The organism is Streptomyces monashensis, from assembly GCF_001866665.1.
In the GTDB taxonomy this organism is placed as follows: domain Bacteria; phylum Actinomycetota; class Actinomycetes; order Streptomycetales; family Streptomycetaceae; genus Streptomyces; species Streptomyces monashensis.
On record NZ_MLYO01000090.1, the window covers coordinates 1 to 13,093 of the forward strand.

The following is a 13,093-nucleotide window of genomic DNA, read 5'->3' on the forward strand; positions in this document are numbered from 1 at the left end:
AAATTAAGCCGCGACAATCTACTAGTGTCTCGTGTGTCCAAGATCAGGGGTCAAGCCCCAGACGCTGAAGCCCAGATCAGTGCCGGGCAGGCACTGTTGACCCCTGGCGTCGTACCGTCGGCGGCTCGGCGCGACAGCCCCACATGCGCATTCCGGCTCGCTGTGCACTGCGGCACCGGAACCCCCTCTTCACTGTGCAACTAGCCACTCCACACGATGCGTTGACGGTCCTAGATTGCCGTTCGAACGCAAACCGCCCCCTGCTCACCAGCGTCACCTGCGAAGTTCTGCCCCTGACACGCAACGTCTGAGAGCGGTGTGCGGGCTCGTCTGGGAACGGGACTTCACCAAGCCGACTCGGCAGCCTGGTCTTGCTGCTGCGCAAGGCCAGCCCAATTCACAAGGGGCGGATCTTTCGAAGGGGAGAAGGGGCATGGTGTTAAGACACAGATTCACGCGCGCCGCTGCCGCGGGGGTTGCGGCGCTCGTATTGGTCGGAGGTACAGCCGGGGCCGCTTCGGCCCGCCCTGCGCACACCGTCAGGCGTGAGATATCCGTCAAGGTGACAAAGGTCCCCTCGACGTGGGCAGGGAAGGCCCCGAAGGGTGCGGCCAAGGCTGATGCGCGGCCCGGATTCTCGGACCCGACCGGGTGCTACAACCCGTGGTGGCTGTTCCAGCCCAACCAGACGATCCGCTCCACGGCCTGCGACACCGAGCGCTACACGATCGGGCTGATCAAGATCGTGGACGGCATTCCCTTTCCCGTCGGCGAGGCCGTCTTCACCACCAAGAGCGTGACGAGGCTCGACCTCGATGGTCTTAAGTGGTCCGAGAGCTTCAGCGTTTCTGCGGCGAACCTGTACGGGGAGGCCCGGACGACACCGATCTCTCTGTCACTGGTGGCGATCACCAAGCCCAACACGCATGGGACGATCACGGGCGGGATCGGCGGGCCGTTCACACTGAGTGCCACCAAGCCCGTCAGCGGAACCATCCAGTACTCCTCGGCGGTCAGCGAGAGGCAGGTCGTCTGGGACGCCACGCACTACATCCTGGCCGGGCCGCCGCCTCCCGGATTCGACGACCCCATCGATCTCGGCTACACCGGGCCCGAATGGCGCTGCGACGACCAGTTCTGGAGCAATCCCAAACCCCCCAAGAAGCCCAGGCGCTACAGGGTTCCCGGGTGCGCCTTCCCATTCCACGCGGCCACCGACCAGAGCAATTTCTTCGCGTCCAAGATGTACCTGCTGCCCGGGATCAGGGAGAACATCCAAGCGGTCCAGCGAAGCAGTGAGCACCCGGGGCGTCCTGGCTACGGGGTACCACTGCACCGCACCACGGATGAGCAGAAGGACATCAACCGGTCGCAGGTGTGCGGCAGGCTGACGCCGCCGAAGCCGGGGCTGGAGTGCGATGAGTACCCGTTCGCCTCGGTGGCGGAGGGCGGTACATTCTACTCGCCGCCCAACCGGGGCATCGCGTGGGTGCCCTCGTCCGAGCAGAGGAAACAGGGCGGATTTCTGGGCACCTTCTACAGAACGAACCGGATCCTGCCCGGCGACCCGTTCTATGTGAACGTCTTCGCCTAGCGGCATCCCACAGGGGCGGCACCCGTTCCCGGTTCCGGGGAACGGGCGCCGCCCCACGTCCGCCGGATCAAGGAAGAAGGGCGGCACACCGGCATGGCATCCCGGGAGATCAACGAGCTGGACATCGACACCCCGTGCTACTTCGTGTGGGGCAGGACATACGACGAGAACATCCTGCTGGAGCAGGAGTGGAGCGGGGAGGGCCTGTGCGTCTTCCCCGACTCGCGCACGGTGATGGTCCCCACCCGCCTGGAATACACCACGGTGAAGCTGACGTTGGAGCGCCCCGGCGCCCCGCCCGCGCCGGACCTCGACGGGTGGCAGGACGGTCATGAATTCTCCCTGCTGGCATCTCCGCGACCTGACGCGGACCCCGCCAGCCCGGACCAGATCCTCATCGCAGCCTGCGACCCGGGCGGCGACTGCTGCGACTTCAACGCGCTGGAGTGCCCCGGCGGCGTGGACACGTGGTGGCGGCTGCGCGTCTACCGAAGGCTCAGCGGTGCGGGCGAGGAACACCTGATCCAGGCATGGATCGCCGGTCAGCAACCAGTGATCCGGCTGATGACCCCGCCGGATTGAGCCCACCTCCCGCAACGCGTTGGCTCGCGGCAACCACCGACCTGTACGACGACCCTGCGCATCAGCCGCGAATGGGCGCAGCTCCGGGCCTGCGAAAGTGAGATCACCGGTCAGACACGGTCCCCGAACAGCTCATAGACGCTCATCCGGCAAGGCGGGGCACGGCCGTCGACACCACCGCGAAGATCACGGTGGCCACCAAGATGGCGACCATCACCGACCGCCACGCCTTGGGCTGGGGCGCGCAGGGCTTGGCGCCGTCATGGTGAGCATCCACGCACGCCCCAACGAGCGGCCAGGACCACGGGAGGCGGGCGGCCTGGCCTTGTTCGCCCGGTCAGGGCAGTGGCCTGCCCCTGGTGCACGGTGGCTGGTCTGAGGAGTGCCGGCCGGCCGGAGGGGGTGCGGTACGGTGGCGCCCTCATCGAGTGCTCGGAAGTACGGCACGGGCTACTTTGCTGCGCTCCAGGTCAACCACAAGGCCATCGTGCCAGCGAGCGCATCTGGTTGTGCCGCCTTACATCCACCGTGCCAGGACGCGGTCGTCGTGGCGCAGCGGACGTCCGGGCGGATGGGCAAGCCCTGGGCGGCCGTTCACGTTTCCGCCTCCATCCGGCCGTGCACGATGGCCACACCGCGGCTCGTCCGTTGGCCGCGAGCGCCGAAAGGGGGCGGGATCCGCCCGCACGGAGGGCCCCGCCTCCTTTCTGGAGCGGGGTCAGCTCAGGCCGAGGTTGGACAGAGCGGTCGTCCAGTCGGTCATGATGGCGTTCTGCGCGTCGGAGAGGTTCACCTCGCCGGCGCAGACGGCCGTCTTGAGCTTGTTCTCGACGGTGTCCTTGTCCGCGGAGGTGTAGCCGGTGCCCGTGTCGTAGCGGGGCTCGGGCCACAGGTTCTGCTCACTGGTCGGGCTGCCGCCGAGTTCGAGCGGGACGAAGTGGTCCTCCTCGTAGTCGGAAAGGCTCGTGTCCGAGTAGCCGTACTCCGCGATCTGCCGCTTCTTCAGCGCGGTGGTGTACGAACTCGGGGGCCGGACGGTCGAAGTCCAGCCGGAGACGCAGATGGTCGAGTCGATGGTGTCCTGCGTGACGTCCGGGTTGAGGGCGCCGGGCGTGCAACTGGAGTCGGGCAGGGGGAGATAGGACTGGCTGCAGCCGGCGGCGTGGGCGGTGCCCATGGTGACCGTCAGGCCCGCAGCGGCAAGCGCGAAGGCCGACACAGTGGTCACGAGGGGACGCGATATACGGGACATGGGGAATCTCCCGGTGGGGATGCCCGGCAGGGATTCCGGGCGGACGCGTGCATGACATCAGCGGAGCCCTCTATGCGGGTAGACCCTTTGCCTGACCTAGACCGGCCTGAGCGAAAATACAGTTCACGTTTACACAAAATCCGCAGGGCCATCCCCGCAACGCCACCCAGAAAGCTGTGCGCCCCCGCTCCAATCGTCGCGGGAGCAGGGCGCGCTGCACTCTCCCGGTCACCGACGCCGGCGTGCGGGGCGCTGCCGCCGCAAGGGGCTCAGTCGCAGGTGTTGAGCATCTCCACGAGCTTGTTCTTCTCCGGGGCCGTGATGCTCAGCCCGTACCCGTACTTCACGTCGGTCCAGGCCCGCGCATACGTGCACCAGTAGTCCTTGTTCGGCGGCGCCCACTGATCCGGACTCTGGTCACCCTTGGACCGGTTCCCGGTGCGCTCCAGGCGAAGAGCTCCCTGAAGAAGAGCGGGCTCAAGGCTCTCGACGGCGACGTGTACGCCGCCGCAGAGCGCCTGCTGAAGCACGCCGCAGTACACGGACTCTTTCTCGTTCCGTGCGGAGAACTCGAACGGTGGGTACGCAGCGTTCCGTCCGGGAGCAACGCCGAGGTGTTCAACGGACCGGAACGCTGGTACCAGAAACCGACCACCGAACTGCGGGACTTCTGTCAACAGATCAGCTGTTACCTCGGCCAACCTCACCAGTCACAGGTCTCGCTCTCGACAACAAGGGCTCACCGACGGCCGACGTGGAGGCCTGTAGCTCGAAGTGCGTGAGGACGAGGGCGCCGGTTCTCGGCGCGGGTTGAGGACGACGGCCCGGGTGCGTGGCGTGCGGGGGTGATGAGGGCGCGCCTTCGCTCTCTACGCGCACCCTGGGTGCGTCGGCCGGTCTCAGGCGGTGGGTGCGCACTCCCTGCTGCTCGTCGCCACGTGGTCACGAGGTGAGCGGGCGGGTCGGCGGACAGGCAGCGCTGGTTCGGGAACGCGAGGCGGCCTCGCACGCCTGCTCCACGGCAGCGTGGCGGTCAGTAGCCATTCGACGCGGTCAGCGAAGAGGGGCTCGGGGATAGGGAGCTCAGCGGTGGGGCGGCGGTGTAGTGGCGGGTGACAGTGTCGGCCACGTAGTTGGTCACGGCGTCGATGCGGTGGCGACGTCGGGGCGGGAGCCGGGGGCGGCGGAGAGTGTGCTGAGGGTGCGCAGGACGGTGGAGAGGCTGTCGTCGAAGCTGACCTCTTCGGGGGGGAGGTGCCGACGACGGTGATGGTGTCGGTGTGCGGCGAGGGCTCCAGGTGGGCCTGGCGCTGGTAGAAGTCGGCGGCGTGCTGTTCCCCACGGATGCGGTGATAGAGGAACAGGGAGTAGCAGGCGGGGGCGTGGCGGTCGCCGGCGGGGAACTGCCGCCAGAAGCGGGCGCCGCCTTCGAGGCCGGCGACAGTGGTGTTGACCCCGCTGTCGCGACAACTGCCGTCCCGGCGTAGGCGAGTTGACGTAGGCCTGGCGCAGGGAGCACGGGCGGCAGTCACGCACCGAGAAACGCACCCTCAGGACGGGCTGTCCCCGCGTGATGACGACGACGGCGCGCCACCGCCCAATTTGGGCGGAATTTACACTAATCTCACGTAACTGTAAAAAGTCGATCTGCCACAGATCGCATCCACTCACTCCACGGAGATGACATGCGCAAGCTTCGCAACGTTGCTGTCCTCGTCGCCGCACTCGGCAGCATCGGCCTCGTCAGCGGCACGGCCTACGCCGGCGGCGAAGGCGGCGGGCACGGGGACTCGTTCGCCATCAAGCAGAGCTCCCAGTGCAGGTCGCACGACCTGAACGCCGACGTCCTGGGCGAGGTCGGCCTCATCAACGGGGCACTGGGCAACGCCCTCAACGGTGAGGGCAACCCCGGCGCCCAGGCCACCAGCATGGGCTCGACCGCGGGCTGCAACAACAGCGCCTTCTGAGGTCCTGCCCGGCGACACCCACACCGACGAAGCGGGAGCGGAGACGGCGAGGAAGTCCGTACCAGGCGGAACAGCAACTGCCCGTCGCACGACACACGCCCGACGTCCCCGGCAAAGGCCAGCAGGTTGTCGCCCCTGGACGGCAACCTGCCGAACTGTGGCCCCAGGAGCACAGCAGTCGCTCTGGGGCCCACCCCATGGGCTGCAACCACTCGTGCAGCCCGGAGCGCGAAACGAAAATCCCTGGTGCCCAACCACAGGCTGGGCACCAGGGATTACTGCTGCCCCGATAGCGCTCGGCGCGTCTCTACTCGCCGCCGTGGTGCTGGCCGTCCTCCTGCTCGGGCTCGCTGTGCCCGTGCCGCTCCAGCGGGGCGTAGAAATCGGCGCCCGTGGCCACGGCGGCCGCCGACGAGTTGGCCGCAGCGGTGATCTGCGGAGCCGCACCCTCACCGCCGCCGGCGAAGCTGACCCCGACCCCGAGAGCGGACAGCCCCGCAAACGCCGCCGCCACCACCGCAACGCGCGTGAACTTCAGCATGAACAGACCTCGTTTTCGTTACCCAGGCGGAACACCCGGACTGATTACATAGTGTGAGCATATCTGCACAATCTGCAATAATCAGGGACCTACACCCCCATGTCTCCGCCACCGCCCGTCCGCTGCCCGGCACCCCGAAACATCACATCGCGGCAGACACAGGAACCACTCGGATGAGAACCTCGTCGGCCAGGTGGATCCTTTGGCGGTGTAGTTCGTCCAGTTGCAGCTTGAGCCGGTCGGCCCGGTCGCGGTCCTCCCACAGCGGGTGCGCGGCCGGCGGTCGTTTCGTAGAGGCTGGCTTCGGCGAGGGCGCCCCAGTGCCGGGTCACCCCGCACAACGCGACGATCGGCGAGCGGGCGCTCGTGGTGGTGACGGTCTGGTGGGGGGACAGTGGTCCTTCCGTAGGTGAGTGGCGGGGCGGCGGGGCTCGGAGGTCTGCGGCCGCCCCGGGCTTCGCTAGGGGTGGTCTGTTGACGGCGGGTCAGGACCGCAGTAGGCCGGTTGCAGAGGAACATCGATGCGCCGCCTGGGGGCTTGTGATGACCCGTCGTCTGCCGTGTCCGCCTGCTCCAGGCCCGCTGGAAGCCTACGCCGCCCGCTTCGCAGCGCGAGGTGCCGCGGTGGGGACGGCGGTCTCGCGGGGGCCTCGTTGATGGCAGACTTGGCCGCCGCCCATGAGGGCCATGCGCGGCCTGCTGAACGCCCAGGATTGGCCGCGCAGCGGAGCACCGGTGTCAGACCCGCTGCGTACGGTGGCACCGGCGATCAGGCGTACAGGTGGCAGAGGGGTGGAGCCATGACACGCACGGTTTTTACGGACAAGGTGTTTCCGCATACGAAGCTGATCGGCTCACCGCGCTCGCTGGGCGGCGCCGATCTCGTCCGTTGCACCGTCCAGGGCGGAGCCCTGGCCCAGTACGAGGACCCGGAGTTCGGGCTGAGAGTGCACGATCTCTCCCTGCGTGACTGCCGGGCCGGCGGCGTACTGCACGGCGTGCAGTTCAGCGACGTCTCGGTGCACAACCTCGCCTCCGGCCACCGGCTACTGCCGTCTGCCTGCGTCTTCCGGCACGTCACGCTCTCCGGGCGCATCCCGCAGCTGATGGTGCGACCAGCCCACTACTCCCTCCCGGAGGCGGTCGAGGAAGCCTTCCGGGACGGCGCGGAGCGCTTCTACGCCGCAGTCGACTGGGCACTGGACATCACCGCCGCGAAGTTCTCCGATGCCGAGTTCTCCGGCATTCCCGGCCATCTCGTCCGCCGCGACCCCCAGACCCAGTTCCTCCTCCACCGAGACCGGGCCGAGACGGCGGACTCCCAGGCCTTCTCCCCCCGCGCGCGCTCCTACCTCACCAAGGCCCGCACGTCCCCGTACCCGACGGTGGTAGTCGTGGCTCCGACCCGCTCGAAGTACTTCAAGGACGTGCTCAAGGACCTGGAGAGCCTGCGGGCCGCCGGAATCGCCGAATAGCGGCCGTCCAGAGCCCGATCATCATCAGTCCGAGTGCAGCCGACGGGCACGAACCCACGTCCCCACAATCAGGGCCGAGGTCACATACATCACCACGCTAGCCGTGGCCACAGAGTCGACGTACGGCTCATAGCCATCCGCACGAAGCTGGAGCGCGAGGAAACCGAGCACCGTCCCAAGCGCCGCGATCGATGCGGCCAGGGAACCGAACGGGACCTTCTTCATGAGTACCTCCTCCACTGTGATCTGCTGCTGAACCGCCTTGGCGAACTGAGACACTCCTCGGCTACACCCAGCCCTTCTCGCGCGCGAGCCGTACCGCCGCACGCCGGTTCACCCCTCCGACCTTGGAGACGGCCCACGACAGGTAACTGCGCACAGTCCTTGGTGGCAGAGCGGCCCACTCGGCGATCTCCGTGACGGAAGCTCCGTCGGCAGCGAGTTCCAGCACCTGCGCCTCCCGTCCGGTCAGCGGTGAGTCGCCCGCGGAGATGGCATCGGCGGCCAACTCGAGGTCGACATAGCAGTTTCCGGCATGAACGGTGCGGATGATCTCGGCGAAGCGCTGCGCACTGACGGTCTTCGGGACGAACTCGCGCACGCCCGCCGCACGCGCCCACTTCAGGTGCCCGGGCCGACCATGGCTGGTCACCATCAACACCTTGCAGCCCGGCTGCTCGGCCTGGAGGGACCTGGCGACCCGCACTCCGTCCGCACCGGGCATCTGCAGATCGATGGCAGCCACGTCGGGTTCGTGCGCCCGTGCCATCGCCAACGCCTCCGGTCCGGTCGCGGCCTCGGCGACGACGGTCAGATCGTCCTGCAAGGACAAGAGCGCAGCGAGGGCTCCCCGGACGAGGTGCTCATCGTCGGCCAACAGCAGCCGCACCGGCGCCGTCACGGCATCACCTCGTTCGTCGCCGCTGCCGGCGGTACCCCCGCCACCAGCACAAACGCGCTCTTCCCGGCCACTCCCGCCTCCAGCGTCGCCCCGTCCACTGACGCCAGTCGCCCGCACAGTCCCGCGCACCCCGAGCCGCTTCCGCGCTCCGCCGTCATGGCCCCGCCGTTCTCGACCGACAGCACTACACGTTCCTTCGCTGCTCGTACCTGCACCGCACACCGTTTCCCGTCCCATTGCCGGAGGACGTTTCTCCGTCCTCATGTGTCCAGCATCTCCGGGGAGTTGACCCTCAGACAGGGCACATCATCATGGAATCATGTGACATATGTCAGTGGTGGCCGGTCCGTCGTGTCAGGAACCGACCCGTCGCCCTGCCCGGCAGGTCGCGCTTCTCGAGACACATCATGTCGCACTTGGCTCAGCGGGTTCGAGAACGCTGTAGCAGTGGCCGCGGCCATGTCGCTCGGTCACCAGCGCGCCGATCGCGGCCCCCAGGCCCATCGACTCGCGCCCCTCCCGACGCACCCTACGGACGGGCCGCGGCTTCGACTTCGCCTTCTGCCTGCCGCCGTTCCACGCCTACAGGCGACCAACCCACCAGCGTCTCCGACACCGCGGCCGTACGCGGACGCCACTGGGGGCTGGCATCCCCACGCGAATCGCAGCTTCCTCCTGCGGACGACCTTCGCAACGCCATTCCGACGCTGAGAGCCGGTCAGCCAGGCAGACAGATACAAGGAGGGCGGCGACCTCGTCGGTTGCCTTCACCTTTACGGGTGAAGTCCCGCCCCCGCGGCATGGAGGGGCCGCCGGAGGGTAAGGAGCAATGCTCGGAACCTGTGGATCGGTGCCGGGAGGAACGCGGTGGGCGTACCTTCCCGATGATCCCTTGAAGGTCTCCGAGTAGGCCCGCGTTCGCAGCGCGGGTCGGGAAGGCACGCCCGTGCTGAGCGTAGTGAACGCCGAGGCAGTATCGCGTCCGGCTCCCTGATCGACGAGATCGTCCGCGAGGGCGCCCGCCGGATGCTGGTCGCCGCGCTGGAGGCGGAAGTCAACCAGTACATAGTCGAGTTGGCTGCCGAGACCGACGAGCGCGGACGGCGCCTGGTCGTACGCAACGGCTACCACCGGCCCCGGACAGTCGTCACCGCGGCCGGGCCGGTCGAGGTCACCGCGCCGCGCGTCAACGACCGCCGCGTCGATGAGGCCACCGGCGAGCGCAAGCGGTTCTCCTCCAAGATCATTGCGCCGTGGTGCCGTAAGTCACCGAAGATCTCGGAGGTGCTGCCGCTGCTCTACCTGCACGGACTGTCGTCCGGAGACTTCGTGCCCGCGCTGGAGCAGTTCCTCGGCGGCACGGCCGGACTGTCGGCCGCGACGGTGACCCGGCTGACGAAGCAGTGGAGCGACGACCACGCCGCCTTCCAGGACAGGGACCTGTCCGACCGCGACTTCGTCTATGTGTGGGCCGACGGGGTCCACCCGAAGGTGCGGCTCGGCCAGGCGCACTCGTGCGTGCTGGTCCTCCTCGGCGTCCGCCTGGACGGCACCAAGGAGCTGATCGCGCTGGCAGAGGGGCTGCGGGAGTCCACCGAGTCGTGGGCCGACCTGCTGCGCGACTGCCGCCGCCGCGGCATGCGCGACCCCGAGCTCGTCATCGGCGACGGTGCGATGGGCCTGTGGAAAGCCCTGATCGAGGTGTTCCCGACTGCTCGGCACCAGCGCTGCTGGGTCCATAAAGCACGTAATGTGACGAACTGCCTTCCGAAGTCCGCGCAGCCGGGCGCGACGAAGGCAATGCAGGAGATCTACAACGCAGAGGACAGGGCCCACGCCGAGAAGGCGATCGAGGCGTTCTCCCGCACTTACGGCACGAAATGGCCCAAGGCCGTCGCGAAGATCACCGACGACCGGGACGAGCTGCTCGCGTTCTACGACTTCCCGGCCGAGCACTGGGTCCACCTGCGGACCACGAATCCCATCGAGTCGACCTTCTCCACCGTCAAGCTCCGGACCAAGGTCACCCGAGGCGCAGGCAGCCCGGCCGCGGCCCTGGCCATGGTGTTCAAGCTCGTCGAATCCGCCCAGGCCCGCTGGCGGGCGATCACCGGAGCCCACTTGGTTCCTCTCGTCCGTGCTGGAGCCCGGTTCGAAAACGGCCACCTCGTCGAACGACCAGAGACCATGGCGGCGTAAACTCTGGGCTGAGCCGATGAGCTCAGGTCACGGACGGCCATCTCTTCCTAGACCGGCGAACCGGTCCGTGGCCGCGACGATGGCGTCAATCGTGGCGTCCCCCGACAGCCCGTGCCCCTCGTCGCCGATCAGCACAAGCTCCGCGTCCGGCCACACCTGGGCCAGGTGCCATGCGATGTCCGGGGGGCCGCTGATATCCATCCGCCCGTGAACCATCACGCCGGGGATGCCGGTGAGCTTGCCGGCATCGCGCAGCAACGCCTCGTCCTCCAGAAAACCGGCGTGCCGCCAGTAGTGCGTGACGAGGCGGGCGAAGCGCATCCGGAAGTGCGGGTCCTCGTAACGAGGATCGGGCCGGTGTCCCCGGTGGACGGACACGTGCACGTCCTCCCACCGGCACCATTCCCGCGCCGCGCGCTCCCGTACGGCGGGATCGGGATCGGCGAGCATCCGGGCGTATGCCTCCACCAGGCTGCCATCCCGCTCCTGTTCCGGTACGGCATCGCGGAACCTCTCCCATTCCTCGGGGAAGATCCGCCCCATGTCCCGGGTAACCCACTCCACCTCACGGCGGGTGGTGCTGGTGACGCTGAACAGCACCAGCTCCGATACGCGTCCGGGGTGTTGCTCGGCATAGGCCAGCGCCAGGGTCACGCCCCAGGAGCCGCCGATGACCAGCCAGGCGTCGATGCCGAGGCGCCGGCGCAGAAGTTCGATGTCGGCTATCAGGTGCGGGGTGGTATTGGCGGCGAGCGAGGTCTGCGGATCGGCCGCGTCCGGGGTGCTGCGACCGCACCCGCGCTGGTCGAACAGCACGATGCGGTACGCCGAGGCGTCGAACAACTGGCGCCAGAACGGCCCTGCGCCGGACCCCGGCCCGCCGTGCAGGACGAGGGCGGGCTTGCCCCCCGGATTTCCGCAGGTCTCCCAGTACACGCGGTTGCCGTCGCCGACGTCCAGCATGCCGTGCTCGTACGGCTCGACGGAAGGATAGAGCCCGGTCATGTGAGACGCTCTCCCTGAGGTATGACAGTGCTGTTAGATTAACAGGGGTGAGGAATCATCCGGATCCGGCCGCTGTCGGCACGCTGCTCCGCCACGTACTGGAACTGCTCGACGCGGACGTGGCCAAGGTCTACCAGGAGCGGGGCCTGTTCGAGTACCGCCCCCGCTTCTCCCCGGTCGTACGCGCGCTGCTGGCCGAAGGCCCGCTGTCGGTCCGCGACCTGGCAGCGGCAGTCGGCGTCACGCACTCGGCCGCAAGTCAGACGGCGGCCCAGATGGCCCGCGCGGGCCTGGTCACCCATGCCTCCGATCCACAAGACGCCCGCCGCCGTCTGATCGAGCTCACCCCCAAGGCCCACGCCCTGCTGCCGCAGATCCAAGCGGAGTGGGACGCGACGGTGGCTGCGATGGCGGAACTGGACGCGGAACTTTCCATGCCGCTGGCGAACCTGCTGACCGAAGTGGCGCAGGCGGTACGCCGCCGCCCGTTCCGGGAACGGATCGCGGCGGTTTATCAGCGCTAGGCGTCCGCCAGAGCCCTCCCACCTGCGAGCCATACGCGCGGCAACAGCCGTGCCGATGGCTCGGCTACTGACTCCCTCGTGGTCCCCGCCGAACAGCAGCACGCCAAGACATCCGAGTCAACCCATCCACAGGTCTTGATGCGATGAAGGGGCGAAGCCCGTGACGGCGAAGGAGCCCCAGGCGAGCGAGTACGACGGACACCAGCACGTCGGTGTCGACCTGCACCGCAGGCGGTCAGTGACCGTGCGTCAGACCGACGACGGCGTCCCACTGAGCGCGGTATGCATCCTCAACGATCCGGTGGCACTCGGTCTGCGGATCGAGCAGGCCGGGCCCGATCCCGACGTGGTGCGGGAAGCCCCACCTACGGCTGGTACTGGGCGGCCGACGTCCTGCAAGCCGCCGGAGCACGCGTCCACCTGGCCCACCCGCTGCGCGTGAAAGGCTTCGCCTACCGGCGCGTGAAGAACGACATCCGCGACGCCGCGGACTTGGCCGACCTGCTGCGGATGGGCCGGCTGCCGGAAGCCTGGATCGCGCCACCGCAGGTCCGTGAGCTGCGCGAACTGGTGCGCTACCGGGCCAAGCTCGTCGCGCTGCGCTCCGGGCTGAAGTCCCAGGTGCACGCCGTGCCGGCCAAGGCCGGCGTACCGATCCCGGCGTCCGACCTGTTCGGCATCGACGGCCGAGCCCGACTGAAGCAGACCGCGCCGGCCGGCCCGTATGCCCAACGCGTCGCATCGCTACTCAAACTGATCGACGGACTCGATGCCGAGGAAACCCTGTTCAACGGCCGCATCGCGGAACGGCTTCGCGACCACACCGGCTACCGGGCCATCCAGCAGCTGCCGGCATCCCCGCCCCAGAGTCGATCGAGATCACGTTCGCACCCCGACGATGCGGCCGCGAGGTCAACTCCCGTACACAGACGGCGATATGGGCACTGTTCGCGGTGACCGGGTCGACGTCCTCCCGCTCGCACATCAGGAGGTACTCGGCGAGCCCGCGGGCGTAAGCATCGATCGTGCTCGGCGTTCACGGAACTTGCGGGC

Annotated in this window: 16 protein-coding genes; 8 read left to right on the forward strand and 8 right to left on the reverse strand. The window is 68.1% G+C overall.

Annotated features, from left to right (window positions below; genetic code table 11):
- Nucleotides 1-562 precede the first annotated feature (562 nt).
- Both BIV23_RS40700 and BIV23_RS40705 read left to right on the forward strand, forming a co-directional pair.
- Nucleotides 563-1,594, forward strand: a complete 1,032-nt coding sequence (locus BIV23_RS40700) for a NucA/NucB deoxyribonuclease domain-containing protein (RefSeq protein WP_071386046.1) — start codon at nt 563-565, stop codon at nt 1,592-1,594.
- A gap of 93 nt (nt 1,595-1,687) precedes the next feature.
- Entirely contained in the window at nt 1,688-2,176 is a 489-nt protein-coding gene (locus tag BIV23_RS40705) for a hypothetical protein (protein WP_071386047.1), read from the forward strand.
- Nucleotides 2,177-2,318: 142 nt separating this feature from the next.
- On the opposite strand, the gene BIV23_RS53420 is transcribed toward BIV23_RS40705, so the two are convergent.
- The 3 genes from BIV23_RS53420 to BIV23_RS53725 all read right to left on the reverse strand — a co-directional run bounded on the left by BIV23_RS53420 (nt 2,319) and on the right by BIV23_RS53725 (nt 4,135).
- Entirely contained in the window at nt 2,319-2,453 is a 135-nt protein-coding gene (locus BIV23_RS53420) for a hypothetical protein (RefSeq protein WP_281250206.1), read from the reverse strand.
- 441 nt (nt 2,454-2,894) lie between these two features.
- Nucleotides 2,895-3,404, reverse strand: a complete 510-nt coding sequence (locus BIV23_RS40710; RefSeq protein WP_245790888.1) for a hypothetical protein — start codon at nt 3,402-3,404, stop codon at nt 2,895-2,897.
- A 293-nt stretch (nt 3,405-3,697) separates the two neighbouring features.
- On the reverse strand, nt 3,698-4,135 hold the full coding sequence (locus tag BIV23_RS53725) for a hypothetical protein (protein WP_177240219.1): 438 nt from the start codon (nt 4,133-4,135) through the stop codon (nt 3,698-3,700).
- A 978-nt stretch (nt 4,136-5,113) separates the two neighbouring features.
- Here BIV23_RS53725 and BIV23_RS40720 point away from each other — a divergent pair.
- Nucleotides 5,114-5,395, forward strand: coding sequence for a hypothetical protein (locus tag BIV23_RS40720; protein ID WP_071386050.1), 282 nt, complete (start codon nt 5,114-5,116; stop codon nt 5,393-5,395).
- A 307-nt stretch (nt 5,396-5,702) separates the two neighbouring features.
- Here the strand turns inward: BIV23_RS40720 and BIV23_RS40725 are convergent, their stop codons facing one another.
- Nucleotides 5,703-5,936, reverse strand: a complete 234-nt coding sequence (locus BIV23_RS40725) for a hypothetical protein (RefSeq protein WP_071386051.1) — start codon at nt 5,934-5,936, stop codon at nt 5,703-5,705.
- An 800-nt stretch (nt 5,937-6,736) separates the two neighbouring features.
- Between BIV23_RS40725 and BIV23_RS40730 the strand changes: the two genes are divergently transcribed.
- Nucleotides 6,737-7,411 carry a hypothetical protein gene (locus BIV23_RS40730; RefSeq protein WP_143079223.1) on the forward strand — a complete coding sequence of 225 codons (675 nt, stop codon included), beginning with the start codon at nt 6,737-6,739 and terminating at the stop codon, nt 7,409-7,411.
- Nucleotides 7,412-7,435: 24 nt separating this feature from the next.
- Here the strand turns inward: BIV23_RS40730 and BIV23_RS40735 are convergent, their stop codons facing one another.
- From BIV23_RS40735 to BIV23_RS40745, 3 genes are all read right to left on the reverse strand, one after another.
- Nucleotides 7,436-7,636 (reverse strand): SCO3870 family protein, encoded by a 201-nt coding sequence (locus BIV23_RS40735; protein ID WP_071386077.1) that lies wholly within the window; start codon nt 7,634-7,636, stop codon nt 7,436-7,438.
- 61 nt (nt 7,637-7,697) lie between these two features.
- Nucleotides 7,698-8,312, reverse strand: coding sequence for a response regulator transcription factor (locus BIV23_RS40740; RefSeq protein WP_071386053.1), 615 nt, complete (start codon nt 8,310-8,312; stop codon nt 7,698-7,700).
- Nucleotides 8,309-8,497: a hypothetical protein gene (locus BIV23_RS40745; RefSeq protein ID WP_071386054.1), complete on the reverse strand. Its 189-nt coding sequence runs from the start codon at nt 8,495-8,497 to the stop codon at nt 8,309-8,311. The genes BIV23_RS40740 and BIV23_RS40745 overlap by 4 nt, the downstream gene beginning before the upstream one ends.
- 790 nt (nt 8,498-9,287) lie before the next feature.
- Here BIV23_RS40745 and BIV23_RS40750 point away from each other — a divergent pair.
- On the forward strand, nt 9,288-10,511 hold the full coding sequence (locus BIV23_RS40750) for an IS256 family transposase (protein ID WP_107471420.1): 1,224 nt from the start codon (nt 9,288-9,290) through the stop codon (nt 10,509-10,511).
- Between the two features lie 27 nt (nt 10,512-10,538).
- Here BIV23_RS40750 and pip read toward each other — a convergent pair whose 3' ends face one another.
- A complete protein-coding gene (pip, locus tag BIV23_RS40755; RefSeq protein ID WP_071386056.1) occupies nt 10,539-11,516 on the reverse strand; it encodes a prolyl aminopeptidase in 978 nt (325 codons plus the stop codon).
- 47 nt (nt 11,517-11,563) lie between these two features.
- Between pip and BIV23_RS40760 the strand changes: the two genes are divergently transcribed.
- The 3 genes from BIV23_RS40760 to BIV23_RS40765 all read left to right on the forward strand — a co-directional run bounded on the left by BIV23_RS40760 (nt 11,564) and on the right by BIV23_RS40765 (nt 12,997).
- Nucleotides 11,564-12,040 carry a MarR family winged helix-turn-helix transcriptional regulator gene (locus BIV23_RS40760; RefSeq protein WP_071386057.1) on the forward strand — a complete coding sequence of 159 codons (477 nt, stop codon included), beginning with the start codon at nt 11,564-11,566 and terminating at the stop codon, nt 12,038-12,040.
- A 160-nt stretch (nt 12,041-12,200) separates the two neighbouring features.
- Nucleotides 12,201-12,482 carry a hypothetical protein gene (locus BIV23_RS52815; protein ID WP_245790894.1) on the forward strand — a complete coding sequence of 94 codons (282 nt, stop codon included), beginning with the start codon at nt 12,201-12,203 and terminating at the stop codon, nt 12,480-12,482.
- On the forward strand, nt 12,461-12,997 hold the full coding sequence (locus tag BIV23_RS40765) for an IS110 family transposase (protein WP_342746412.1): 537 nt from the start codon (nt 12,461-12,463) through the stop codon (nt 12,995-12,997). The genes BIV23_RS52815 and BIV23_RS40765 overlap by 22 nt, the downstream gene beginning before the upstream one ends.
- Nucleotides 12,998-13,093: the final 96 nt, after the last annotated feature.

Excerpts from the sequence above, each read along its gene's own strand:
- BIV23_RS40725 (WP_071386051.1), bottom strand. The coding sequence starts at position 5,936 with ATGCTGAAGTTCACGCGCGTTGCGGTGGTGGCGGCGGCGTTTGCGGGG.
- BIV23_RS40720 (WP_071386050.1), top strand. The coding sequence starts at position 5,114 with ATGCGCAAGCTTCGCAACGTTGCTGTCCTCGTCGCCGCACTCGGCAGC.
- BIV23_RS40705 (WP_071386047.1), top strand. The coding sequence starts at position 1,688 with ATGGCATCCCGGGAGATCAACGAGCTGGACATCGACACCCCGTGCTAC.
- BIV23_RS40730 (WP_143079223.1), top strand. The coding sequence starts at position 6,737 with ATGACACGCACGGTTTTTACGGACAAGGTGTTTCCGCATACGAAGCTG.
- pip (WP_071386056.1), bottom strand. The coding sequence starts at position 11,516 with ATGACCGGGCTCTATCCTTCCGTCGAGCCGTACGAGCACGGCATGCTG.
- BIV23_RS40735 (WP_071386077.1), bottom strand. The coding sequence starts at position 7,636 with ATGAAGAAGGTCCCGTTCGGTTCCCTGGCCGCATCGATCGCGGCGCTT.